This is a genomic window from Paenibacillus woosongensis, assembly GCF_009725165.1.
GTDB classification, from domain to species: domain Bacteria; phylum Bacillota; class Bacilli; order Paenibacillales; family Paenibacillaceae; genus Fontibacillus; species Fontibacillus woosongensis.
In genome coordinates this window covers 416390-441472 of the sequence record NZ_WNZW01000002.1, presented here as the reverse complement: position 1 = coordinate 441472, position 25083 = coordinate 416390, and the positions used below count along the sequence as shown (strand labels likewise).

The window sequence follows — 25083 nt, the reverse complement described above, 5'->3', positions numbered from 1 at the left end:
GGTATATGTCAATTTACTGCAAAGACGCAGACATGAAAGGATTTGGAGAAAACTTATGCATGATAGAAACAATATTCGCAATATAGCCATTATTGCTCACGTCGATCATGGCAAAACAACGCTTGTCGACAAGCTGCTTCAGCAGTCCGGCATTTACCGCGATAATGAAACTGTACAAGAGCGCGTGATGGATAACAATGATTTGGAGCGTGAGCGCGGTATTACGATTTTGGCGAAGAATACGGCAATTACGTACAAAGACTATTTAATCAATATCGTCGATACGCCGGGACACGCCGACTTTGGCGGAGAAGTGGAACGGATTATGAAAATGGTAGACGGTGTTCTGCTCGTAGTTGACGCTTATGAAGGCTGCATGCCGCAGACGAAATTCGTGCTTAGCAAAGCACTGGAGCATCAGCTTACCCCGATCGTTGTCGTAAATAAGATCGACCGTCCGGCCGCTCGCCCATCGGAAGTCATCGATGAGGTGCTTGATTTGTTCATCGAGCTTGAGGCCAATGACGAACAGCTGGAATTCCCCGTCGTGTATGCATCCGCTTTGAACGGCACCTCCAGCTTGGATCCGGAGAAGCAGGACAGCAATATGCAGGCGCTGTATGATACGATTATCGATCATATTCCGGCGCCGACGGAGAACGTGGAAGAGCCGCTGCAATTCCTTGTAACGCTGATGGATTATAACGAATATTTAGGACGTATCGCGATTGGCCGGGTTAACCGCGGGGTCATCCGTCAAGGCCAGCCGGTTGCGGTCATGACGCGCGAAGGCGGCAAAAAATCCGCCCGGATCGAGAAGCTGTTCGGCTTCCAGGGCCTTAACCGCGTCGAAATCGATGAAGCCGGAGCAGGCGATATCGTAGCGATTGCCGGTATTAAAGATATCAACATCGGCGAGACGATCGCTGACCCGAATCATCCGGAAGCCTTGCCGGTGCTCAAAATCGACGAGCCGACTCTGCAGATGACCTTCCTTGTCAACAATAGCCCGTTTGCGGGCCGCGAAGGAAAATGGGTTACTTCCCGCAAGCTGCGGGAGCGTCTGATGAAGGAACTTGAGACCGATGTATCCCTCCGGGTAGATGAGACGGATAGCCCGGATGCCTTTATCGTGTCGGGACGGGGAGAATTGCATCTCGGCATACTGATAGAGAATATGCGCCGCGAGGGATATGAGCTTCAGGTATCCAAGCCGGAAGTGATCGTGAAGGAAATCGACGGAGTTAAGATGGAGCCGATCGAACGCCTGCTTATCGATGTACCGGAGGAGCATATGGGAACGGTTATGGAAAGTCTGGGTTCGCGCAAAGCGGAAATGGTCAACATGATCAATAGCGGCAACGGACAGGTTCGCCTGGAGTTCCTCATTCCTGCCCGGGGCCTGATCGGTTACGGCACGCATTTCCTGACGCTCACCCGAGGTTACGGCATCATGAACCATGCGTTCGACAGCTATGGACCGTTCGTTGGCGGACAAGTCGGAGGACGTCATCAGGGGGTTCTCGTTTCCAGCGAAAACGGCGTGTCGACTACGTACGGCATTCTGTCGATCGAAGATCGCGGCGTGCTGTTCCTCGAGCCCGGCTCGGAGATATACGAAGGGATGATCGTCGGAGAGCATAACCGCGATAATGATATCGTCGTGAATATTTGTAAAGAAAAGCAGTTGACTAACGTTCGTTCGGCGACGAAAGAAGATACGGTGAAGATGAAGACGCCACGGATTTTCTCCTTGGAGCAGGCGCTGGAATACCTCAACGATGACGAATATTGCGAGATTACTCCCAAAAACATTCGCTTGCGGAAGAAAGTTTTGAACAAGAGCGAACGCGAGCGTGCCGAAAAACATCGCAAAATGTCCGAAGCCAACTTATAATGGTAAAGTAAGGCTGTAAGAAAACTATAACGATGCTACTGCCTCGAAGGAGGGAACTATGTTGCAACAATGGTTTGCCGATCACCCGGTGATCGCGTATATTCTCATTTTTGTATTGGTTACTTTCGTGTACAATAAGGTGTTTCGGGCTCAGCAGAAGCTGCCCTTATGGAAAGAAGTCATCTTGTACGTGTTGATGGCGATCGGCTCTTTCATGCTGCTCATTTTTCAAATCGACAAGCTGCCGATCATCCAGTGTCTTCTCGTAGCAGTTGCTCTTATGCTCATGGTGCGCATCCGCTATTTTGTGGAGGGGCGCCGGAATAAGAAAAACAGCTCATCCGCCGTGGGGGGAGACGGAGGAAATGCTCCGTAATAACTGGCAGCGGGGATAAGGCTTGTAACTATTTGAAGTGCAGATACGTTTTTAGGATTGTAGGTCAAATTGCTAATTCACATGAAAAAGGTGTTTTAATCCATGAGTTCTACACGTAGTGGCCTGCCTCCTCGGGAGCAAAGCCATAGAAAGTCACCTAAAAAAGGCTCTCGCAAGAAGAAAAAGAAAGCCAGCGGATTCCAGATATTTCTGCGAACGCTGCTGGCCTTGATGGTTGTACTGGCACTCGGCGTAGGCGTGTACATCGGCTATTTGTCCGTCACGATCGATCAGGTCATTGAGGAAACCGGAACCGACGAGAAGGTTGCGCCGCAGCAGTCGGCCAAAGTCAAACCACTGACGATGCTGCTATTGGGGACAGACTACCGTCCGGAGACGAAGACGCATCTTACCGACGTGATGATGGTCATCGCCATGAATCCCGACACAAAATCGGCTACCGTAGTATCGCTGCCGCGTGATACGCTGCTGGAGCTTAAGGGATACAAGCCTGACAAACTGAATGCTTATTATCCGAATTTTCTCGTCCAGGAGAAGAAGTCAGGAATTACAGCCAAATATGAGATGAAAACGATGATGAGTAAATATTTCGATCTGGACATCGATTACGTCACCGTATTGAATTTCCAGGGCTTCCGTGATGTTGTGGATGCGCTTGGCGGCGTCGATATCAATGTTGATGCGGATATGTGTTACCGCGACCGTGCGGATAATACGAACATCAACCTGAAGAAGGGACAACAGCATTTATCGGGAGAGGATGCGCTCGGCTATGTCCGGTACCGCAAATCTAACTGCAGTCCAAGAACGAAGGCTTCCGATGACTTCGACCGCAACCGCCGCCAGAATGAAGTGCTGCATGCCCTCATCGACCAGGCTAAATCGCTTGACGGTGTGCTTGGTGCCGGGAAAGTAATCCAGTCGGTCGGTAAGAATATGGAGACGGATCTGGAATCCCAACAAATGAAGAACATCATTTCAGCCTATTGGAACATATCCAAGGAAAATGTGGCGTTCATGCCGGTCACCGGCCAATGGAAGAGCCCATACGTTTATTTGAACAAGGACGAGTTCGAGCAGGCTAAGCAGGCCCTGAAGGATGAGCTCTCGGGCAACAGGCCGGCGGCCAGTGAAACCGGGGATGCGGAGGCCGCGGTAGCAGGCAACTGATGATTGAAGGCAAGTTTTGCAGCATGCTATAATACAATCATATAGAAGGATTGTATAGGAGGGCTGGTTCATGTCTGATATCGTTACGCAGTTATCCGAACCTTTATACACCGCTTTCCAGTCCGAGATGTTTGTATTATTGAGCACCGTAGATATCGAGTCCGGCGGGCCGACTTCAAGCGCGATTTCCTGGGTCTACGCACTGGATTATTCCACGCTTCGCCTTGCTCTTGACCATCGTTCGCGGCTGGTCGCCAATATCAAAGCTCACCCGAAGGTAACGATTACTGTCTTTGGCGAAGGGACGATCTATGCCATTAACGGCAGAGCGGCCGTAGCTCAAGACCCGCTTGAAAGTGTCCCTTTCAAGATGTGCTGCTTCGACGTGCATATCGAGGCGGTTCACAATGCTCTGTTCTATGGAGCTCAGCTTGTTGCTGCTCCTGTGTACAATAAAGTTTATGATCGCCGTGCAGCGGACATGCTGGACGCACAAGTGTTTGAAGCCATGAAAAAAGCCTAGCGAATTGTTTTTCGCCGGGCTTTTTTTCGTTCTCATCTAACTATCGATTTCCTTGCGGAGCCATTTGCATATTGTTATTTCTTTGTTTGTTCTGGTTTGCCTTGGATTTGTAGGTATGGCTTTGCGTGGAAGGCTGGTTTACCGAAGCCCCCGGCTTGCGGCCCTGGACATCGTTTTCGGTTCTCGGAACGGTATCCCTCGGCATTTGCGGCATGATTCGACCGATAATATCGGCTAACTCTGTTGCAAACCCGGATACGGGGTGTCCTTGCCTGATCTTGGAGCCGATTTCCGCAAGGCGATTGTTCAAATCGACATCTGCGGTGACGATCGCACCGGCTCCATGCGGATCCTTGCGCAGAGCCTCGGCAACAGTGTACTTGATATTACCCACGCGGGCTCTTTCCAGCTTGCCGTCGACATCGATGCCGACTACGGCTGTATTGCCCAAAACAACACAGCGAGCTCCCTTTACACCGGGCACCCGCTTAACGAGCTGTTCCAGATGGGCTTGCTTATTAATTTGATTTTGGTTGCCGGCGTTTTGAGCCGACGGTGTATTGCCTGGTGCGGTGCTTTGAGCCCGCGGGTTGTTGTTAGGTTGACCTTGGGGAGAGGGTGATGCCTTTTGTGATGCTGTATTACAGCCTGCAAGAAGAATAGCCGCCAGTAACAAACACAGCCATATTCGCATGTTAATCGTCCTTTCGGGAATAATGTCTGTCTTTAAGCTTCCCGCTAGCGGGAAGAAATATGTATGTAAATGAAATAGGCTGCAATGACAAGCGGTGGAGGGGATAACTGTGAAAAAGATATTTGTATTGGATACGAATGTATTGCTGCATGATCCCAATGCGATTTTTGCCTTCGAGGAACATGAGGTCGTCATTCCGGCCATCGTCCTGGAGGAAATCGACTCTAAGAAGAGGAACGCTGACGAACTGGGCCGAAATGCACGGGGAGTCTCCAGGCTGCTTGACGGACTTCGCGAAACAGGACATCTTCACGATGGAGTAAGGCTGCATAATGGCGGGACGGTGAAGGTGGAGCTAAACCACCGCAGCTTCGCCAAAGTACAGGAGATGTTCGGGGATATTTCAAACGATAACCGGATTCTGGCTGTCGCGCTTAACTACCACCTTGAGGAAGCCGAGCTCGGCTCCTCTAAAACAGTCGTGCTGGTAAGTAAAGATGTCCTTGTCCGCATTAAGGCTGACGTACTTGGTCTAACAGCCCAGGATTACCTCTCCGACCGCACAGCGGGTCCAAGCGAGCTGTATGGCGGATACTCCACCGTCAAAGTCCATCCCGGCGTAATTGACGAGTTTTATTCCTACCGCTCTCTACCCATCAAGCCGCTGGGACTAACCTATCCGCTGTATCCACATGAATTCGTTATCCTGAAGGATGAAATGGGCAGTGGAAAGTCAGCTCTGCTCAAGGTCAGCGAGGATAGCCTAAAGCTTGCTCCGCTATTTCTCAGCAATGAACCCGTCTGGGGGATCAGCGCACGCAATGCCCAGCAGCGAATGGCCCTTGAGCTGCTGTTAAATGACGAAATCCCGCTTGTGACTATTACAGGTAAAGCCGGCACTGGAAAGACCTTGCTTGCTCTGGCCGCCGGATTACTGAAGGTAGAGGATGAGCATAAATATAAGAAGTTGTTGATTGCCCGTCCCGTCGTTCCGATGGGGAAGGATATCGGATACCTGCCCGGAGAGAAAGAAGAAAAGCTTCGGCCATGGATGCAGCCTATTTATGATAACCTGGAGTATTTATTTGATACGAAGAAATCGGGGGATATCGAGAAGATCCTCATGGGTCTCGGGAGCATACAGGTTGAGGCGCTGACTTATATAAGAGGCCGCTCCATTCCAGGACAGTTCATTATTGTGGATGAAGCCCAGAATTTGACGCGTCATGAAGTGAAAACCATCGTATCTCGGGTCGGAGAAGGTAGTAAAATTGTACTGCTCGGTGACCCTGAGCAAATCGACCATCCTTATCTGGATTCCGCCAGCAACGGTCTGACTTATCTGGTGGAGCGCTTCAAAGAACAAAGCCTGAGCGGCCATATCACCTTGGAAAAGGGGGAACGATCCAAATTGGCTCAGGCCGCCGCGGATTTGCTGTAATTTTGTATATTTCTGAAAATAAAATATTTAAAAATGAGCCGCCGGACTTAGATTCGGCGGTTTTTGCCATGTTTTGTAGGGGACAAAGTATGAGGTAATTTGTTACAATAAGGGTTGATTGGATGCCGGACGGCGATCGGAACGCCAGAGAGGAAGAACAGGTGTGAAGCGTAGAAATTATTGGGTGCTTTTTGCTATCCTTTTACTTGCTTTAATTAACTTGTCTCCAAGTAAGCAGTCGACTCTTATCCGCAATGAGGAAGGTGTCATTCCTGAGCCCGTATCTCTTCCGAACCCAAAAGAGGTTCAGGAGCCGGGGCATTTTCGAGTTGCTGTACAAATGAATGAAGGAGAATTTCTGCGTCTGCAGCAATGGAACTATGAATATATGAATCAGTTTGCGGATCAGGTAGAACTGGTGAATTTGCCATCCGGTGAATCGTACCGCGATTTACTGCAGCAGTTCGAATTGGGGGAATCTCCAGATGTCCTGCTGCTGGACAATGACTGGATACGGAAATTCGCGTCCAGCGGGTATCTGCTGCCTGCCGAGCGCTACTACTCCAGCCCTTTATCAGGAGAGGTACTGAGCGTAACATTGGGCCAGAATGAATGGAATGGCTACTTATGGGGAGTCCCCTTTGATACCGATCCTTATGTATTCGCATACAATCCCGCATTAATCAAGGAATTAGGGCTGGATCATCCTCCTCAATCGGCCGACGACTGGGAGAAGCTTTTATCCTCATTCAAGAAACAGAGCCGCATCCCCAGTCTTTTAGCGGCGGATATTAGCGAGCCTTACGCGGCTCTATCCTTGCTTTGGCAGTTTGGCGGGAATGCGGCGGCAGGAAGCCCGCCGTTTGAAATGTCTGAGGGGATGCAGCGAGGCATTCGGTACCTCGAAGAACTTCGCCCTTATTTGCTTCGTTATGATACGGAAGCCCAATCTGCATCAAACGTTTGGAAGCGTATTTATGACGGCGAGGTGGCGATTTGCCTTACCCGTGCATCACAGATCAGAGACGGGCAGCATCCGCGAATGGAGGCGTTCATACCCGATTCGGGGAATACGGGCACTGCAATGTGGAGCTATGGGCGCAGCTTCGTAGTTTCCTCCAAGAGCCCAAATGCCGAAGCTGCAGGAGCGTGGATTGAGGAAATGACCGGAGCCGGCAGGCAACGGGAGTGGCATGAAACTACAGGGCATCTGCCTGTCCTTAAATCGTTGTATTTCGAATTTGAGAGAAATAAAATACCGGCATGGGTTCCGGCCTCGCTGGTGGGAAGCAAGCCGGACGCACTGCCCGTTGGCAGCCTTCTCCCCGAGCAAATGGAGCAGTTCGCCCGCCTGACGACGGATTTCATGAACTACCGGCTCACCCTCGAGCAATACGGCAAGGAAATCGCACAGATTGGGCGCGACAAATAAATAAGCGCAAGCAAGAAGCCCTCTAGAGAGAGAGCTTCAGCTTGACGGTCAAGGTTCCCTTCTGAATGTCCGCTTCGACGGCCTTCACGAAGGGAACTATTTTTTGCGGATAAAATCCGAGATCAAAATCTTTCTCCAGCTCTAGGCGCGTTGTGTCCGGCAGTTCCAGCCCGTTGAACACGAGCCGGTCAACATGGAACACGATGGCGTTCTGCGGAACGTCCTCTACGGTATAATGGCCTTCTACCCGCAGATTAAGGCTTTCCCGGCTTCCCGTAGCTACAATTTTATCCTCTTCGAAAAGGAATGCCATATTGCTTAGCAGATCATTTTTACCGCGCAGGAAGGCGTTCAAATCCTCTTCACGAATTACAAGGACATATCCTCCGTTTTCCGAGACCAGGCTGTCTTGATGATCCTTCAGAAATTCTTGAAAATCCATCATCGCCGAAGCGAGAGCCTTGAAGTACCGGCGCACCTCGTGTAACCCTACATTTTCCCAATAAGCTGTAAGCTCTTCGATCATCGCCCTCAGGTGCTCGGGATCGGCGCTCGCTCCAAGCTTTCCGTCTACGCTGCGCTGCAGTTCTATCACACGTTCGCGCTGCATTACCAGATCGTCTTTCATGTGCGCCAGTTCATCGGCCATCGCCGCCAGCTGCTTCCGGGATCTATTCAGCTTGGCGAGCTCGTTTCTGTAGCCCGTTAGCACATCGCGATCCCGCTCCATGATCAACTGGTAGTAATCTAGCACCGTAAAGAAGTCCTTCCAGCTGTTTACGGACAGAAGAGCCGCAAGCAAATCCTCACGTTCCCCCATATAGTAGGCCCTAAGCCGGGCGCCGGCACGTTCCTGTGCGAACAGCAATTTTTCTTCTTTTCCGGCAAGCTCCTTGGACAGGTTAAGCATTGAACGTTCCGTGTCTTGCTGCTTCATTTCGACTCGGGCAATTTCCCGGTCAATTTCTACGATGGATAAGCTCTTCTCCAAAATCTCCTGCTCCTCTTCCGATAATGGGAATGCATGGGCATGGTCTAACGGGAAGATTAGAGCTACAACTAGCGATGCTGCCAGCAAGCAGGAGGAGCAGAAGGATATGAGACGTCTGTTCAAGAGCGTTCCTCTCCTTGGGTTGGTCTATAAATATATATGATATCAGGACAAGAAATAGTCTTAATGAAAAAGGCGACTCGGCCTTGGCCGAATCGCCCTTGATTGAAAGAGTGAGTTAATCCTACTCGTTCAGCACACCTATGGATTAGAGAGGCAGTCCCATCTGGAAGATCGTCCAGTAACTGAAGCCCGTAAAAGCGACGATCATGTATCCCCAGAACAGCAGGATATACGTTCTCTCCGTAAACTTCAAGTAACCAAAGATGACGAAAAAAGCCGTTTGCAGGAAAAATAGCAGGGCCATTTCGATATGGTTACCGGCAAAGGCCATAAGTCCAATGGTTAATGTGAAGAAGCCAAGGACGCGGTACATGCGTGCCACAAATAAGTCCCCCTTTCGTATGTATCGGCGACATCCAATTTTCTATACCTCATTATACCCGTAACCCTAACAACTGTAAACGAAAAGTCACCAAAGATTAACGATTGATTCCCAGACAAGTGATTCATGTTATGGAGTATTGTTTTTACGGATTAAGAATTTTTCGCATTTTATCGAACGAGGTATGACAGCCCTTTATTTTGGACATACAAAATAGTATCAAATAGATTCTATGAACTCTATGAGAGGCATAGGATGGAATATGAAGCTTTTTTACCGATTACACCGGCCCGGAATCGTGCCCGGAAGACGGTTATATTAGGATGTCGTTAGGAGGTTTTTATAGCATGACAGCTGTGAGACAAGATGCATGGAGCGCGGAGGACGACTTGATCCTGGCCGAGGTAACCTTGCGCCATATCCGCGAAGGGAGCACCCAACTGACTGCGTTTGAAGAGGTGGGGGAACGAATTGGGAGAACGGCAGCAGCTTGCGGTTTCCGCTGGAACAGCTGTGTCCGTAAAAAGTACGAGGCGGCTATTGGCATTGCCAAGGCGCAGCGGCAGAAACGGAACTATATGAAAAAGCAGGGGTCGATCGCCAGCCAAACCTCGATCGCTTCCTTGGCTTCTGTAGATCTGGAAGAAGGACTCTATAAAAGTGAAGGGATTACGGAAGAAACGATTTCCATCGATGCAGTCATCCGGTTTTTGCGGGGGTGGAAGAATACGGTTCAGGAAACGAACAGATATGTAAAGCAGCTTGAGAAAGAACTTCGGGAGAAGGATGAAGAGCTGGCCGTGCTGCGCGAAGAGAAAGAGCGTTTGTCCGATCAGGTCAACGAAGTACAGACTGATTACAGGGTGGTAAACGATGATTACAAAGCGCTGATTCAAATTATGGACCGGGCGCGGCGGCTTGCATTTCTGAATGAAGAGGATGAAGAGTTAAAGACGAGATTCAAAATGGATGCGAACGGCAACCTGGAGCGAATCGAATAGACCACCTTTAAGCGCTAATTGAGAAATTCCGGTATTTTGATGCCGGAATTTCTTTGTGTTGTGGGGACGAGGTCTGGTATAAAGGAAATAACAGAAATGCGGAAAGGGTGGAGAGGATGAAATTCGAGATCGTTGGATCGGGCGCACTCGGTTTGCTCTTTGGAAGCAAACTGGCTGCTTCTGGTCAAGGGGTCCGGTTTTGGACAAGAACGGCGGAGCAGGCCGAGCTGCTGGTTCAGAAGGGGATTGTTTTGCAGGAAGGAGAAGGAAATCCGGCCGCCCTTGCAGTTCCGGCCGCCCATCCACTGCAAGATGCCGCCGCCATGGCACGGCCGGATGGACATGCCGATTGGGTTATGCTGGTAACAAAGCAACGGCATATCAACTGCAGCCTAGTTAAAGAGCTGCAGTCACTGCTTGGGCCTAATACACATCTCCTGTGCTTTCAAAATGGAGTCGGGCATTTGGAATATTTGTCAGCAAGCTTTCCAGGCACCCCGATTTATGCGGCTATTACGACCGAAGGAGCGAATCGTCCTTTCCCATGGCAGGTCGTCCGTTCTGGGCAGGGGACGACCACGATCGGCATGGCAGAACAGAGCGGCGAATCAGCGGGTTTATGCTCAAAAAATGCCGCAGAAAAATTAATTGATGCCCTTAATATGGCAGGATTTTATGCACTTCTGTCGAAACACATCGATAGGGAAATTTATAGAAAACTGCTTATTAATGCTGTGATTAATCCGCTGACCGCGATTTGGCGAATCCCCAACGGGGAACTTTTGGATTCCGCAGAGCGCAGAGCGCTGCTGAAGCAGCTTTGCGATGAGGCAGCGGCGGTTTACACGGCCCGGGGCATTCCTTTTGAAGGGGATGCTTACGAGTTAGTAGCGGAGGTATGCCGCTTGACGGCGAGCAATACTTCCTCGATGCTGAAGGACGTACTGCAAGGAACGCCGACGGAAATCGACTATATTAACGGCCGGCTCGCAGAAATGGCCAAACAGGCTGGTGTTTCGGCTCCCGGCCACGAAATGTTATGGCGGCTCGTTCGCGGACTACATAAGTGATTAACCGAACTGTGGCAAATTAAAAGAGGAAATGCCATTTGTTGAAATATTTGCAGGAGGTGGAACCATGAGTCTGTTAAGTGATACTTTGACCATACTCGCTATCGTGCCAATCATTCCATTTTTGCTCGTCTATTTCATTCATCTTTATCTGAAAAAAGATAAGAAAGCGGCGCTGCTGCTCGCAATGGACGTATCGACGCTATTTTTCATTCTAGCGGCTGCAGCCCTGTTCAACATCGTTTTCAAATCCGGATTCGGACTCTACCTCATTGTGCTGATTCTGCTCATTGCTGCCGGACTTATCGGTGGCGCGCAAAACCGCTTGAAAGGGAAAGTGGATATCAAGCGGCTGCTTCGTGCGGTATGGCGTCTCGCGTTCGCCGGAACGGGTGTTGCTTACGTCCTCTTATTCCTAATCAGCTTTATTACATATATTTGGACAGCATGAGTTTACATAAATGCGTGTGATGGAGCCTTATAACAAGCTGACAACAAGCTGACACAAATGGCGGTCAAAAGCGGCAAAATCGGTGGCATAAGCAGAAGCCAATAATGTAGAAAGGACTATTTTGTTAAGAAAATGCAAAGGATTTTATTAACAATAGTTCAATTTCTGAAATTATGTATTGGATTTTTTGACCGCTGGTTGTATAATCTAAAAACATATACCACAAATTTTAAGGGGGATATTGCTAGATGAAGAAGAATAAGAGTCTCTTGCTTCTTTTGACATTGGTATTGGCACTCAGCACATTGCTTGCTGCTTGCGGTTCCAATGACAAAGGCGCCTCTAACGGCGGCAAGAACAATACACCTGCCGAGAATGCAAGCAGCGGTGAGGAAAAATTGGCAGCGGATCAAACGCTTAGAGTTAATCTGAGCGCTGAGCCTCCAACATTCGACCCTGCCCAAGCGCAAGATAGCCAAGCTAACACTGTCCTCAAAACAATGTACGAAGGTCTGGCTCGTATGGATGAGCACGGGCAACCTGTTCCTGCTGCAGCGGAAAAATGGGATGTAGACGGTACGAAATATACATTCCACCTGCGCAAAGACGCAAAATGGAGCAACGGCGACCCTGTAACGGCTAATGACTTCGTGTTCGCATGGGAGCGCGTACTTAGCCCGAACACACAGCCGGCTGCACCTTATGCTTACCAATTGTACTACCTGAAAAATGCTCAAGCTTACAATGAAGGCAAAATTACAGATTTCAGTCAAGTTGGTGTAAAGGCAACTGATGACTACACATTGGAAGTTGAACTGGATGCACCGACGCCATACTTCCTTGGTCTGACTTCTTTCTATACTTTCTACCCTGTCCACCAATCTGTTAAAGATGATGCGAAATGGGCAGTAGACGCAAGCAAAATGATCGTAAATGGTCCGTTTACTTTGACGACTTGGATTAAAGGGCAAACGATCGAAGTAACTAAAAATGAAAATTATTGGGACAAAGACGACATCAAGCTGAACAAAATTACGATGTCCCTTGTAAATAGTGGAGCAACTGAAATCACCAGTTACAGAAACAATGAATTGGATCGTGCAGGACATCCGAACGGAGAGATTCCTACCGACCAAATTCCGATTGTTCAAAAAGAATTGAAAGATGAATATAAAGTAAAAGGTATTGCAAGTACGTATTACTATCAGTTTAACGTTACAGCTAAACCGTTTGACAACGCTAAAATCCGTAAAGCATTCGCCATGGCGATCGATCGTCAGATTATCGTCGACAAAGTAACGCTTGGCGGGCAAATTCCGGCATTCGGCTTCATTCCTCCAGGTATCGCAGGGGTAAACGATGAATATCGTACTGAGGTTAAAGACGATTACTTCACCGAGAATGTAGAAGAAGCCAAGAAGCTCCTTGAAGAAGGTATGCAAGAAGAAGGCTACACGAAATTGCCTGATATCACTTTGACTTACAACTCCAGTGAAGCGCATAAGAAAATCGCTCTTGCCGTAGCTGATATGTGGAAGAAAAACCTTGGTGTTGACGTGAAAACGGAAAACCAAGAGTGGGCCGTATTTATCGAAAACCGCAAAAACTTGAACTATCAAGTGGCACGTGCTGGTTGGAGCGCGGACTATAACGATCCGATGACATTTATCGACCTGTGGACTTCCAACAGCGGTAATAACGATATCGGCTTTAAAAATGAAGAATTCGACAAGCTGATCGCTGAAGCTAAGGCTATCGAAGATAACACAAAACGTAACGAAAACTTCAAAAAGGCTGAGGAAATCCTTGTTAAGGACAATATGGCTATTATGCCAATCTACTACTATACAAACGTAGCGGTAGAAAAACCATGGCTTAAAGGCGTATCGCTCGATTTCAGCGGTGCGATCGACTATACTCGCGCTTACATTACCGACGCGCGTAAGTAATTTTGAATAGCTGCACCGGGATATATATGTGGGTATTCCATATATATCCCGTTTTTTTGTATGCGGTCAGGAAACTTCCAAGCATTGCGTACTTATGGCAATTATATTGAATAGACATTGTGATTGAATTATCCTAAAATCGATTTATGTCGAAATTTATCAAAGGGGGTGCTAACGGGCATGGTTCGTTATATTGCCAATAAGTTTTTCTACATGTTGGTTTCATTGTTCATTCTAATCTCGGCCACCTTCTTTCTGATGCAAGCAATTCCAGGGGATCCACTAACCTCAGAAAAACAGGTTCCGCCTGCGATTAAGGAGCGCCTGTATGAACAATTAGGTTTGGATAGGCCCGTTTATGAGCAATATTTAAAATATTTGGGGAATATCGTCCAGGGGGACTTCGGAATTTCGATGAAGAAGATCAACCAGGATGTCTCCGACATCATTGGGCAGACGTTTTCGACTTCATTGAAGCTCGGGTTGGTTGCCATCATCGTAGCGGTTATTGTGGGCGTACTGCTCGGAATGCTGGCAGCGCTGTATCATCGCAAGCTGATCGATAACGTGGCGATGGTGTTAGCGGTGCTTGGCATTGCTGTTCCCAGCTTTGTTGTTGCAACTTTGCTTCAATACGTCTTTTCTTCAAAACTTCAATTACTGCCGACGATGGGCTTTAATGGGCCGATGTACTATATTTTGCCGGTTGCCGCTTTGACAGCTCAGCCGATCGCGTTCATTGCGAGATTGACCCGTTCAAGCATGCTCGAGGTGCTGCATGCCGATTATATCAAGACGGCTAAAGCTAAGGGACTCGGCTGGATGGCCATATTGTTCCGCCATGTTATTCGAAATGGTATTATGCCGGTTATCACTTATTTAGGGCCAATGACTGCGAATATTGTCACCGGTTCCGTCGTCATCGAGCAGATTTTCGGGATCGGCGGTATTGGTAAGCAGTTCGTTGAGGCGATAAGCGTCCGCGATTATCCGGTCATCATGGGCATTACGATTTTCTACGGCATCCTACTGATGTTGGCCCGTTTTGTTACGGATATTGCATATATGTTCGTAGATCCCCGCATTAAACTAAACAAAGGAAAGGAGGGGTAACGGATGGATTTAAAACCGATGAAAGTAATGCCGGCCCCTGCTGACCTGAAGCCGGAAGATTTCCGTAAAATCGGCACGGACGAGAAGGAAGCGGAAGTCATTCAGCGTGAAAGTATTTCAGCTTGGAAAGATGCATGGTATCGCTTGCGCAGCAACAAGCTAGCGATGGGGGCCTTGATCATGCTGCTGTTAATCACACTAGCGGCTATTGTTGGACCATGGATTTCAGAATATAACTATTATTCTAATGACTATCTGAATACTAATTCGCCGCCGTCTGCGGAGCATTGGTTCGGAACCGATGACCTCGGGCGCGACATGTTCGTTCGTACCTGGATGGGGGCTAGAATTTCCCTGGTCGTAGGTTTGGCCGCTGCCTGTATCGACTTGCTGATAGGCGTTATTTACGGCGGTATCATGGGTTATTTTGGTGGCCGTGTGGATGAAATCATGAATAAGTTTTCGGAAATTTTGTATTCCATCCCTTACCTTCTAGTAACCATTCTCCTTCTTGTCGTTATGGAGCCGAGTCTGGGCACGATTATTTTGGCCCTGACGATTACTGGATGGATCAATATGTCCTGGATTGTACGCGGTGAAATTATGCAGCTCAAAAGCCGCGAATTTGTACTTGCTTCCCGTTCTATGGGGGCAGGATCGGGACGCCTGTTATTCCGTCACTTGCTCCCGAACGCTGTCGGACCGATTATTGTTACTGTGACTCTGTCTGTTCCGAATGCTATTTTCGCCGAAGCGTTTCTTAGCTTCCTCGGACTTGGCGTGCAAGCGCCAATCGCATCTCTCGGTTCCATGATCAGTGACGCGCTTACCGGCTGGCTGTACTACCCTTGGCGGATGCTGTTCCCAGCCATTCTAATCAGCTTAACCATGCTGTCGTTTAACATATTCGGCGACGGTCTTCGCGACGCGCTGGACCCTAAACTGAAGAAATAGGAGGTGGAATGATGGAACCGATTTTACAAGTTAAGGATCTGCATGTATCCTTCCAGGTTAAAGGCGGAGAAGTAAAGGCCGTTCGTGGCATGAACTTTGAAATAGGAAAAGGGGAAACGGTTGCTATCGTCGGCGAATCTGGCAGTGGTAAGAGCGTCACGGCCCAGACAGTCATGCGCCTGATCCCGTCCCCTCCATCGATCATCAAGCAAGGCGAGATTCTGTTTCAAGGACAGGATTTGCTCAAGAAAAGCAATAAGGAAATGGAAGCTATTCGCGGTAAAGACATTGGCATGATCTTTCAGGACCCGATGACCTCTTTGAATCCGACGATTAAAATCGGCAAGCAAATTACTGAAGTGTTAACCAAACATCAGAATATGTCAGCGGCTGAAGCTAAGGACCAAGCGATCGAAATGCTGAAGCTTGTCGGCATCAAAAACGCGGAAGCCCGCTTTAATCAATATCCTCATGAATTTTCCGGAGGGATGCGTCAACGCGCGATGATCGCGATTGCGCTCGCTTGCCGGCCAGCACTGCTGATCGCCGATGAGCCGACGACCGCCCTAGACGTGACGATACAAGCGCAAATTATGGATGTTATGAAGGACATGCAGCAGCGTCTTGGAACATCAATCATTCTGATTACGCATGACCTCGGCGTCGTAGCCGGCATGTGCGATCGCGTAATCGTTATGTATGCCGGAGAAGTGGTGGAAACCGGGACCAAATGGGAGATTTTTAAAAATCCTCAGCATCCCTACACCAAGGGACTGCTTCGCTCCATGCCGCGCCTCGACCAGAAGAAAAGCGAGCCGCTTATTCCGATTATCGGCACTCCGCCCGATTTGATTAAGCCGCCGCTAGGCTGCCCGTTTGCAGCCCGCTGTGATCAGGCGATGAAGATTTGTGAACGGATCGATCCAGAAGCGACCGTGTTTAGCGACACGCATACTGCACGGTGCTGGGACCTGCATCCGATGGCGAAGGAGGCGCAGTCGTCTTGAATAAAAATCTAATCGAGGTCGAAGGCCTCAAGAAGTATTTTAATGTTGGCGGCGGCAACGTACTCAAGGCCGTTAACGATATCAGCTTTTCCATTGCGGAAGGGGAGACGCTAGGACTGGTTGGCGAGTCAGGCTGCGGCAAATCGACGGCAGGACGGACTATCCTCCGTTTATACGAACCTACTGGAGGCAGTGTAAAGTTCAACGGAGTAGATATCAGCAAGCTCCCTCCGAAGAAAATGAAGGCGATGCGCCGCGATATGCAGATGATATTCCAGGATCCGTACGCATCGCTGAATCCAAGATTTACCGTTACCGATATTATCGGCGAGGCGCTGGACATCCACAATATGGCCGGCAGCCGGGCGGAGCGGAAGAGACGGGTCGAGGAACTGCTCGATATGGTCGGTCTCAACCCGGATCACGCGACGCGTTATCCGCATGAATTTTCCGGCGGTCAGCGCCAGCGGATCGGGATTGCCCGCGCGCTTGCCGTCAATCCGAAATTCATCATTTGCGACGAGCCGATTTCCGCGCTGGACGTATCGATTCAGGCACAGGTCGTTAACCTGCTCAAGGATTTGCAGGATCGTCTGGGATTAACATACCTGTTCATCGCGCATGACCTGTCCATGGTCAAGCATATTAGCGACAGGGTAGCGGTGATGTACCTTGGCCGCATCGTGGAGCTTGCGGAGAGCGAAGAGTTGTATGCTAATCCAATGCATCCGTATACGAAGACGCTACTGTCCGCGATCCCGATCCCTGATCCGGAAATCGAGGCTAATAAGAAGCGCATTTTGCTGGAGGACGATGCCAATGGTCCAATCCATTCGGCCAAAGGCGGTTCCGGCGGCGGTGCCTTTGATCTGGAAAATTCCGAACTGGTTGAGGTAACCAAGGGACACTGGGTATCGATGCCGAAAAAATAACAAAAACCGATGAGCTCTCTCAGCGCCGCTTTCGCCGCCTGGGAGAGCTTATTTATTGAAAACATAGATTCGCTTTGACGGGAAAGGAGTACATTCGGTACAATCGAATGGAGGTTTTCGATAAGGAACAGGAGGATATGAACCTGATGAACGTTGTTCAAGAGCCTTTACAATCCGGTCAACCGCTGGCAGAGTCCTACCTGTCGGACTATGAGGCAGTAGAGCATTTGTACGGCGGAGGATATCCGGCAAACGATCGAAGCTGGACGGCTAGACTGCAGTGGCTGGATCAGACAGAGCATTTACGGGCCGGACGAAAGGAACTTGTCAGCCGGCTTCGCGAATATAATGAACGGCTTAATCCGGAGGCTGCCGTGATGAGTTCGTTGAGCAGGCTGGAGCAGCCGGGAACTGTCGTTATTGCTGGAGGACAGCAAAGCGGCTTGTTCACGGGGCCTTTGCTTGTTATATACAAAGCCGCAACGATTATTAAAGCGGCTGAGCGGGCGGCTTCCCTGCTAGGGCGGGATGTTGTTCCCGTATTCTGGATTGCCGGGGAGGATCATGACTGGGATGAGGTAAATCATACATATGTGCTCTCGCCAAGTCTTGAGGTAAGCCGTATCCGCATTCCGCGCGAGGAAGGCTGCAGGGGACCGGTCAGCCATACTACGGTCAGCGAGGAGGAGTGGAACCATGCCGCTAAAGAGCTGGAGAGACTGCTCCCGGATAGCGAATTCAAAGCCGATTTGCTGCAGCAATTGAGGGATACGCTGGCCGTATCCGGTTCATTGACTGATGCCTTTGCAAGGCTGCTCGGCACCTGGTTCGGAAAGTATGGCCTCATCCTGCTGGATTCCGCGGATCCGGCGCTGCGGCGGCTGGAAGCACCGATGTTTGAGGCGATGATCCGTAGCAACGATGAACTGGAATCCGCGTATCACGCGGCCTCCAGAGAGATTGCCGCTCAAGGCTTCTCTCAGCAGGCTGAGGTTGCCGAGGGAGGCGCAAATCTTTTCTACGTCTCTGAAGGAGAGCGTTTGCTCTTATTTAAGCGTGACGGCCGATTTGTTGACCGAAAAGGTTTGGTTTCCTTTACTCCGAGCGAGCTGCTCGACGAGCTTCATCGCCATCCTGAGCGCTTTAGCAACAACGTGCTTACCCGGCCTGTGATGCAGGATTATTTGCTTCCTGTGCTCGGTTCCGTGCTGGGCCACGGGGAAATTGCATATTGGGCCCTAACGGGTAAGGCGTTCGAGCTGCTGCAGCTGCGCATGCCGATCTTACTGCCAAGAATGTCGTTTACAGTTATGGACGACAAACTGCAAAAGCATATGGACAAATATGGGCTGACATGGGAAGATGTAATGGATCATGCCGTATTTGGCAGAATCAAGGCGGATTGGCTGGCAAGTCAGGATCAGCTCCGGCTGGATGACCGGTTCGAGGATATGAAGAGAGCCTTCGCTGATTTGTACGATCCGTTGATAGAGCAGCTTGGCAGTGTAGAAAAAGGTCTGCTCAAACTGGGCGGTGCAAATAAAGCCAAAATCATCGAACAGATGGATTTTATGCAGACGCGTGTCAAGGATGCGCTCGAAAGAAGCAATGAAACGGGCCTGCGCCATTTTGACCGTATTGAACTGTCCCTGTTTCCACAGCGCAAGCCACAGGAGCGGGTATTCAATATTTTTGCCTATTTAAATCGCTACGGGTTCGATTGGATTGACCGTCTGATGGAAGTTCCGTACGACATGATGGGGCATCATAGAATGATTTACATGTAAAGGCATTCAGCAAGCGAAATTTTGATCACAGATTATGATTGGGAGGTTACTGCATTGACAACAAAAGCGATTCAGAACAGCATAATTACGGATTTGAAGCTGGCTCCAGAGGGCCATTTGAAAATCGATTGGGTGGAAGCCCATATGCCGGTGCTTAGCCGCATCCGCAAGCAATTTGAGCAGGAGCAGCCATTTAAAGGTTTGAAGGTAGCTATATCTTTGCACTTGGAGGCCAAAACCGCTTATCTGGCGAAAGTGGTGCAAGCGGGCGGAGCTGAGGTTACCATTACGGGCAGCAACCCTCTATCCACGCAGGATGATGTATGCGCGGCGCTTGTTGAGGACGGAGTAACGGTGTTTGCGAAATATAATCCCGATCCGAAGGAATATAAAGAGCTGTTGATCCGCGCTCTGGAGAATAAGCCTGATCTGATCATTGACGACGGAGGCGACCTGGTCAGCATTTTGCACTCCGAGCGTCCCGACCTGATGGAGAACGTTCGCGGCGGCGCCGAAGAAACGACAACCGGTATTTTGCGCCTCAAAGCGATGGATAAGGAAGGCCAGCTGAAGTTCCCGATGGTTGCGGTCAATGATGCCTACTGCAAATACTTGTTTGACAACCGCTATGGAACAGGCCAATCGGTCTGGGACGGTATTAACCGGACGACGAACCTTGTCGTTGCAGGGAAAACGGTTGTTGTCGTTGGCTACGGCTGGTGCGGCAAAGGGGTTGCCATGCGAGCCAAGGGACTCGGAGCCAATGTTATCGTAACAGAAATCGACGCAATCAAAGCGGTCGAGGCTTACATGGACGGGTTCCATGTTATGCCGATGATTGAAGCTGCCAAAGTAGGCGATTTCTTCGTAACGGTGACGGGCAACCGCGACGTTATTCGCGGCGAGCACTATGATGTAATGAAGGACGGAGCAATTCTGTCCAACGCAGGGCATTTCGATGTTGAGGTCAACAAGCCGGAGCTCGAGGAGCGTTCCGTTTCCGTACGCACCGTAAGACGCAACATCGAGGAATATCAGCTTAAGGATGGACGCAAAATGTACGTTCTAGCCGAAGGCCGTCTGGTGAACCTAGCGGCAGGCGACGGACACCCTGCCGAAATTATGGATATGACCTTTGCTCTGCAAGCTTTGTCCTTGAAATACGTCAATGAGCGCTATAAAGAAATCGGCGCAACTGTAGTTAACGTACCTTATGAGCTGGATGAGCAGGTTGCCCGTTACAAGCTGGAAAGCCTTGGTTTCGGCATCGACCGGCTAACGGAAGAACAACGCGCTTATTTGGATAGCTGGCAAGAACATTAAGATTATAACGTATCAGTATATTGCATTTATTATAAAAAGACAGGCGGGAAAACATTTCCCGCCTGTCTTTTTGACGTGACGGAAAAAGAAGCTTGATAGGACTTTAGGTCCCTTGTCAATGTGCTTAATACCTAACTATTTTATGTAAAACCTGGAAGTATCCAAAGAATCGCAAAAATATACGCTTTCTTCGAAAAATAATTTGCATTGTAGGAGGATTTTACGCTAGAATGCAGAATAACTAATGTCATGAGTGGTGGAAAGTGGTGCAAAGTGGGGGAAAGAGGTAAGGAGTGACGGTTCAATGTTTATGGGGGAGTTCCAACATAGCATTGATGACAAAGGCCGGATAATTATACCGGCTAAATTTCGTGATCTCCTCGGAGCTTCTTTCGTAGTGACCCGCGGTTTGGACCAATGCCTTTTTGTGTATCCGATGCAGGAATGGGAAGTGCTGGAGCAGAAGCTGAAGGCCCTCCCTTTAATGAAGTCTGACGCTCGTGCATTCACCCGCTTTTTTTTCTCAGGAGCGACAGAATGCGAGTGGGACAAACAGGGAAGGGTAAATTTACCGGCAAATTTGCGGCAGTACGCTAAGCTTGAGAAGGATTGCGTTGTACTTGGTGTGTCGAATCGGGTTGAAATTTGGAGCCGTGACACCTGGGAGCAATACTTTCAGCAATCGGAGGACACATTCAATGACATTGCGGAGAAACTCGTTGATTTTAATTTTGATTTGTAGACGGTCTGGAGGGCTGCAGCTTGTTTCATCACATCACAGTGCTTAAGGAAGAAGCGACAGAGGGGCTGCGCATCAAGCCGAATGGTATTTATGTAGATTGTACCTTGGGAGGCGGAGGGCATAGCTCGGTAATTCTGTCCAAGCTTGGAGCTGAAGGGCGTCTAATCGCCTTTGACCAAGATGATTGGGCGCATGAGAATGCCAAAGCCAAATTATCCTCTTATGGAGAGCGGCTAACCTTGGTGCGAAGCAATTTTCGATATTTGCAGGAGAAGCTGTCGGAGCTCGATTGGGTTCCTAAGAAGGACGGCGTGCCTCAGGTTGACGGTATTTTGTTCGATCTGGGCGTATCATCACCTCAATTCGATGAGGGCGAGCGGGGCTTCAGCTACAATGCGGACGCCCAGCTCGACATGAGAATGGATCAGACGGCCGGTCTAACTGCAAGAGAAATCGTGAATGAATGGCCGGAGAGCGAAATTGCGCGTATTTTATATCAGTATGGTGAAGAGAAATTTTCAAGACGAATTGCCAGAGTCATCGCCGAGAAGCGTGCCGGGCATCCGATCGAGACGACCGGTCAACTGGTTGAACTCATTAAAGAAGGGATTCCAGCCGCTGCGCGCCGTACGGGCGGACATCCGGCCAAACGAAGTTTTCAGGCATTGCGGATCGCGGTTAACGATGAATTGGGCGCCTTCGAGGACGGGTTGCATGCTGCAATTCGTTGTGCGGCGCCGGGCGGCAGAGTGTCGGTTATCACATTTCATTCGCTAGAAGACCGGATTTGCAAGCAAATTTTTGCAAAATTTGTCGAGAGGTGTACTTGCCCTCCGGATTTCCCGATGTGTGTTTGCGGAGGGAAGGGTGAACTCAAACTGATTAACCGGAAGCCGATGGTTCCTTCCGAGGAAGAATTGGCTGATAATCCCCGGGCGCGTTCAGCGAAATTGCGCGTAGCGGAGAAATTGTAATCTGTAGCGGAGGAATCGAGATATGGCCTATACACGGGGAAATTTGGCAGTAAAGGAAAAAGCTCATGAACGCGGCAATCAGTCGCAGCGCTACCGTGAAACGACGAAGGTTGTTACCCGCAGAGCCGCTCTTCCTGTTCGGGAGAAGCTGCTATATATGTTCACTATCATGTTCTGTGTAGCCGTGATGGGTGGTTTGCTGTGGCAAAATGCCAATCTGTACAACATGAAACGCGAAATGTATAACCTAAATACCGACATGCAGAAGCTGAACGCCGAGATGAATGAGCTGACCATACAGAAAGAAAAGCTAGAGGAGCAAATTCCTCAGGAGGCCGCCAAGCTCGGTTATACGGAGTCGAATGAAGAAGGGTTTCACGTACAAATTTCGACAGAGTCCGGCAGCAAAACTGCGAATTCAGAAGACGCAGCCAAGGTAGCCAGAAAATAAAGAATTAAAGAGGTTCTAGCCATGATCAAAAGAATCAAACTGCGGACGCTGCTTATAGGGGGAGTTATTACCCTCTTTTTTGCTGTATTGATGGGAAAAGTGTTTTGGATACAGGTCGTTGAGGCGGATTTCTGGCAAGACTATGCGGAAAAGGTATGGTCTAAGAAGAAGACGATACCGGCCAGCCGCGGCAAAATCATCGATCGTAACGGCGATATTCTGGCGGTGGATGCTCCTGCTTACACCGTCGCCATCAATCCCAAACTGATTCATGAGGCGGGAATCCAGGAGGATATCGTGAAGGGGCTTCACGATATCCTCGGCAAGAAAGAGGATGAACTGCGCGAGCTCGTCAATGCCAAGAACGAAGACGGCGAGTTCTATAGGCAGAGAGAAGTGCGCAGAGAGGGCTGGAAGGTCGATCAGGACGTAAAGGAACAGGTTGAGAAATTAAGAGATGATCTGATGAAAGAGCATGAACTTGAAGATGTAGGCATCATTCTCATTAAGGATCAAAAGCGATATTATCCGAAGAACAGCCTGGCGGCGCATGTGCTCGGTTATGTCAATCGCGAAGGCGAGGCTGTACCGGGCACGGGCATCGAAGCATACTACGATGAGGAGCTGAGAGGCCAGGACGGTTCGCTTGAATATAAGAGCGACGGCCGTGGAATCGAGATCCCCAAGGCTAGTGAAATTTTCACGCCAGCAAGGAATGGAAAGGATTTACAGCTGACGATTGACTATACAATCCAGTATTATATCGAAGAGGCGATGAGGGAAGCTTACGCCGAACTGAAGCCGATCAGCATGACGGTAGTCGCAGTTGATCCGAAAACGATGGAGATTCTGGGCATGGCGAACATGCCAACTTATAATCCCAACGAGTATTGGAAAGACGTCGACCAGAGGAATTTCTACAACCATGCGATCAAATCAGTCTATGAGCCAGGTTCGACGTTCAAGATTGTAACGCTGGCTGGAGCGGTGCAGGAAGGCATGTTCAATCCGAACGAGAGCTTCATGTCCGGCAGCATTCGCGTACCCGGCCAGACGATTCACGACGTAAAACGGTCGGGATGGGGAGCAATCTCATATTTGGAAGGAGTCAAGCGCTCCAGTAACGTTGCTTTTGTTAAACTTGGCTATGAGAAGCTGGGTCCTGATTTGCTAAAAGAGTACGTTGACAATTTCGGTTTCGGGCAAAAGACAGGCATAGAGCTTCCCGGAGAAGCAAAGGGGATAGTTAGTCCGGTATACCAGGCAGACTTTGCTGCCATGTCCTACGGACACGGCCAACTGCTTGTAACGCCAGTCCAGCAGCTTGTCGCGGTAGCTGCGGTGGCGAACGGCGGCAAATTGATGGAACCGCATATTGTCAAATCCATTACGGATCCTCATACCGGGGAGACCGTGACAACGCAGCCGAAAGTCATTCGCCAAGTCATATCGCCGGAGAAAGCGAAGGAAGTTAGCGGATATCTAGAACAGGTGGTCTCCGATCTAAAGATTGGTACCGGCCGGCATGCTTATATAGACGGTTATCGCATCGCAGGCAAGACAGGAACCGCGGTTAAGGCGGCTAAGGGCGGGTATGATTATACGAAACAGGTCGTTTCCTTCGTGGGTTACGCCCCTGTAGATGATCCCAAAATTGCTATCCTCGTATTGATCGACGAACCTAGCAATTCCGAACTTGGCGGCGGTACGGCGGCAGGGCCGATCGTCAAAAAAATAATGAACCAGGCTCTGCAATATATGGGAGTGCCGAAGCAGATCGATAAGGCATCGAACTCTTCTACGGCCGCAACTGGCGCAAAGGCGCCGGAGCTTAGCGGCTTGGGTGTGCAGGAAGCCAAGGATTTGCTTGCAGGGAAGGGAATTTCCTATGCGACGCTGGGTAACGGAAGCAAGGTCGTCTCCCAATTTCCGAAGGCCGGGACTTATATGAAGCCTGGCCAGCATATGTACATTCTCACGGAAGAAGGCCAGCATTTGAACATCCCTAATGTGAAGGGGCAATCTTTGCGCGATGCGATGGAACTGTTGTCTGTGCTCCAGGTATCCGTAAGGACTGTAGGCGAAGGGTATGTCGTTGATCAACAGGTGACGGAAGTTCAAGGCCAGAGGCAGGTTACGCTTGTGCTGGAGCCTATTAGCAAGGAGGGTGACCAGGAGGCGGCGGGAGAAGACGCTTCTGATCAAAACCAGGATGGTGATGATAAGAACGAGTCTGATTTGGAGGAATCTGGCGAGCCATCCCCATAGCTTGTTCTAAC

23 protein-coding genes are annotated in these 25083 nt (G+C 49.5%); 20 read left to right on the top strand and 3 right to left on the bottom strand.

Features of this window, described 5'->3' with window-relative positions; genetic code table 11:
• Window positions 1-55: 55 nt before the first annotated feature.
• The 4 genes from typA (at window position 56) to GNP95_RS08530 (ending at window position 3987) form a co-directional block, all read left to right on the top strand.
• Window positions 56-1897, top strand: coding sequence for a translational GTPase TypA (gene typA, locus GNP95_RS08545; RefSeq protein WP_155610416.1), 1842 nt, complete (start codon window positions 56-58; stop codon window positions 1895-1897).
• A 61-nt stretch (window positions 1898-1958) separates the two neighbouring features.
• Window positions 1959-2273, top strand: a complete 315-nt coding sequence (locus tag GNP95_RS08540; RefSeq protein ID WP_155610845.1) for a YlaH-like family protein — start codon at window positions 1959-1961, stop codon at window positions 2271-2273.
• Window positions 2274-2375: 102 nt separating this feature from the next.
• Window positions 2376-3464, top strand: coding sequence for an LCP family protein (locus tag GNP95_RS08535; RefSeq protein ID WP_155610415.1), 1089 nt, complete (start codon window positions 2376-2378; stop codon window positions 3462-3464).
• A gap of 70 nt (window positions 3465-3534) precedes the next feature.
• Window positions 3535-3987, top strand: coding sequence for a pyridoxamine 5'-phosphate oxidase family protein (locus tag GNP95_RS08530; protein WP_155610414.1), 453 nt, complete (start codon window positions 3535-3537; stop codon window positions 3985-3987).
• 40 nt (window positions 3988-4027) lie between these two features.
• Here the strand turns inward: GNP95_RS08530 and GNP95_RS08525 are convergent, their stop codons facing one another.
• Entirely contained in the window at window positions 4028-4681 is a 654-nt protein-coding gene (locus GNP95_RS08525; RefSeq protein WP_155610413.1) for a YhcN/YlaJ family sporulation lipoprotein, read from the bottom strand.
• 109 nt (window positions 4682-4790) lie between these two features.
• Between GNP95_RS08525 and GNP95_RS08520 the strand changes: the two genes are divergently transcribed.
• Both GNP95_RS08520 and GNP95_RS08515 read left to right on the top strand, forming a co-directional pair.
• Window positions 4791-6122: a PhoH family protein gene (locus GNP95_RS08520; RefSeq protein ID WP_330163315.1), complete on the top strand. Its 1332-nt coding sequence runs from the start codon at window positions 4791-4793 to the stop codon at window positions 6120-6122.
• A 163-nt stretch (window positions 6123-6285) separates the two neighbouring features.
• On the top strand, window positions 6286-7554 hold the full coding sequence (locus tag GNP95_RS08515) for a sugar ABC transporter substrate-binding protein (protein WP_155610412.1): 1269 nt from the start codon (window positions 6286-6288) through the stop codon (window positions 7552-7554).
• Window positions 7555-7576: 22 nt separating this feature from the next.
• Here GNP95_RS08515 and GNP95_RS08510 read toward each other — a convergent pair whose 3' ends face one another.
• Both GNP95_RS08510 and GNP95_RS08505 read right to left on the bottom strand, forming a co-directional pair.
• The gene (locus GNP95_RS08510) at window positions 7577-8668 is read right to left on the bottom strand and encodes a coiled-coil domain-containing protein (RefSeq protein WP_155610411.1); all 1092 of its coding nucleotides are present in this window, start codon (window positions 8666-8668) and stop codon (window positions 7577-7579) included.
• Between the two features lie 145 nt (window positions 8669-8813).
• Window positions 8814-9050 (bottom strand): DUF2626 family protein, encoded by a 237-nt coding sequence (locus GNP95_RS08505; protein WP_110932156.1) that lies wholly within the window; start codon window positions 9048-9050, stop codon window positions 8814-8816.
• A gap of 347 nt (window positions 9051-9397) precedes the next feature.
• Here GNP95_RS08505 and GNP95_RS08500 point away from each other — a divergent pair, with 347 nt between their 5' ends.
• From GNP95_RS08500 to GNP95_RS08435, 14 genes are all read left to right on the top strand, one after another.
• Window positions 9398-10051 (top strand): RsfA family transcriptional regulator, encoded by a 654-nt coding sequence (locus tag GNP95_RS08500; protein WP_155610410.1) that lies wholly within the window; start codon window positions 9398-9400, stop codon window positions 10049-10051.
• A 116-nt stretch (window positions 10052-10167) separates the two neighbouring features.
• A complete protein-coding gene (locus tag GNP95_RS08495; protein ID WP_155610409.1) occupies window positions 10168-11121 on the top strand; it encodes a ketopantoate reductase family protein in 954 nt (317 codons plus the stop codon).
• A gap of 67 nt (window positions 11122-11188) precedes the next feature.
• Window positions 11189-11572, top strand: coding sequence for a DUF3397 domain-containing protein (locus GNP95_RS08490; RefSeq protein WP_155610408.1), 384 nt, complete (start codon window positions 11189-11191; stop codon window positions 11570-11572).
• A 248-nt stretch (window positions 11573-11820) separates the two neighbouring features.
• Window positions 11821-13521 (top strand): peptide ABC transporter substrate-binding protein, encoded by a 1701-nt coding sequence (locus GNP95_RS08485; RefSeq protein ID WP_155610407.1) that lies wholly within the window; start codon window positions 11821-11823, stop codon window positions 13519-13521.
• 180 nt (window positions 13522-13701) lie between these two features.
• Window positions 13702-14634 (top strand): ABC transporter permease, encoded by a 933-nt coding sequence (locus GNP95_RS08480; RefSeq protein WP_155610406.1) that lies wholly within the window; start codon window positions 13702-13704, stop codon window positions 14632-14634.
• A gap of 3 nt (window positions 14635-14637) precedes the next feature.
• A complete protein-coding gene (locus GNP95_RS08475; protein WP_155610405.1) occupies window positions 14638-15588 on the top strand; it encodes an ABC transporter permease in 951 nt (316 codons plus the stop codon).
• Window positions 15589-15599: 11 nt separating this feature from the next.
• Window positions 15600-16595, top strand: a complete 996-nt coding sequence (locus tag GNP95_RS08470; protein WP_155610404.1) for an ABC transporter ATP-binding protein — start codon at window positions 15600-15602, stop codon at window positions 16593-16595.
• Window positions 16592-17527: an ABC transporter ATP-binding protein gene (locus tag GNP95_RS08465; RefSeq protein WP_196427110.1), complete on the top strand. Its 936-nt coding sequence runs from the start codon at window positions 16592-16594 to the stop codon at window positions 17525-17527. The genes GNP95_RS08470 and GNP95_RS08465 overlap by 4 nt, the downstream gene beginning before the upstream one ends.
• 146 nt (window positions 17528-17673) lie before the next feature.
• Window positions 17674-19314: a bacillithiol biosynthesis cysteine-adding enzyme BshC gene (gene bshC, locus GNP95_RS08460; RefSeq protein WP_155610841.1), complete on the top strand. Its 1641-nt coding sequence runs from the start codon at window positions 17674-17676 to the stop codon at window positions 19312-19314.
• Window positions 19315-19368: 54 nt separating this feature from the next.
• On the top strand, window positions 19369-20637 hold the full coding sequence (locus GNP95_RS08455; RefSeq protein ID WP_155610403.1) for an adenosylhomocysteinase: 1269 nt from the start codon (window positions 19369-19371) through the stop codon (window positions 20635-20637).
• Window positions 20638-20941: 304 nt separating this feature from the next.
• Entirely contained in the window at window positions 20942-21379 is a 438-nt protein-coding gene (gene mraZ / locus GNP95_RS08450) for a division/cell wall cluster transcriptional repressor MraZ (RefSeq protein ID WP_155610402.1), read from the top strand.
• 20 nt (window positions 21380-21399) lie between these two features.
• Entirely contained in the window at window positions 21400-22353 is a 954-nt protein-coding gene (gene rsmH, locus GNP95_RS08445) for a 16S rRNA (cytosine(1402)-N(4))-methyltransferase RsmH (protein ID WP_155610401.1), read from the top strand.
• Between the two features lie 22 nt (window positions 22354-22375).
• Complete coding sequence (locus GNP95_RS08440) at window positions 22376-22804, top strand: hypothetical protein (protein WP_155610400.1); 429 nt, start codon at window positions 22376-22378, stop codon at window positions 22802-22804.
• Window positions 22805-22825: 21 nt separating this feature from the next.
• A complete protein-coding gene (locus GNP95_RS08435) occupies window positions 22826-25072 on the top strand; it encodes a penicillin-binding transpeptidase domain-containing protein (protein WP_155610399.1) in 2247 nt (748 codons plus the stop codon).
• Window positions 25073-25083: the final 11 nt, after the last annotated feature.